Source organism: Pseudomonas sp. Pseusp3, assembly GCF_047304225.1.
GTDB lineage: Bacteria > Pseudomonadota > Gammaproteobacteria > Pseudomonadales > Pseudomonadaceae > Aquipseudomonas > Aquipseudomonas fluorescens_CD.
The window spans coordinates 1-785 of the sequence record NZ_JBGLYV010000234.1; the positions used below are offsets into that span (position 1 = coordinate 1).

Sequence of the window (785 nt, forward strand, 5' to 3'; positions counted from 1 at the left end):
GGGTATAGGCACTGGCTCGCGCCGTTACTGCTGGCGGCGGCAGTCGCGGTGCCGGCCGGCGTCCCCGGGCGCTGGATCGCCCTGTCGCCCTCCGAGTACAAGGAACTGAGCCAGACGCTGCGTATCAAGGATGCGCGCGCAATCGCCCAGACCTGGAGTCCGCTGGGCCTGATCACGGTCGTCGACAGCCCGACCATTCCCCTACGCTACGCGCCGGGCCTAAGCCTCAATGCGACACAGGAACCGCCCGCACAACTGGCCATCTTCACCGACGGCGACGGCCTTTCCGTGCTGAACCGCTATGACGGGCGCCGCGAGCCGCTCGCCTACCTGGACTACCTGACCTCGGCTCTGCCCTATCACCTGCTGCGGCAACCCCGCGTGCTGGTGCTGGGCAGCGGCGCCGGCGCCGATGTGCTGCAGGCGATCTACCACGGCGCCAGCGCGGTGGATGCCATCGAACTGAACCCGCAGGTGATCGATCTGGTCCAGCGCCGCTTCGCCGACTTCTCCGGCAAACCGTACAGCGCACCCAACGTCCGTGTGCTGATCGGCGAGGCGCGCGGCCTGGTGGCTTCGCGCAGCGAGCCTTACGACCTGGTCCAGATCGCCCTGCTGGACTCCTTCGGCACCGCCTCGGGCGGCCTGCATGCGCTGTCCGAAAACTACCTGTACACGGTGGATGCCTTCGCCGAGTACCTGCGCCATCTCGCGCCTGGCGGCCTGTTGGCCATCACCCGCTGGGTCACCCTGCCGCCGCGCGATGTTCCCAGGCTGCTGGCCAC

At 68.5% G+C, this 785-nt stretch carries 1 protein-coding gene; it reads left to right on the plus strand.

The window, feature by feature from the left end; translation table 11 throughout:
* Positions 1-785 (plus strand): spermidine synthase (locus ACCD00_RS30695; protein WP_413428931.1); only part of this gene is annotated, 785 nt, incomplete at both ends.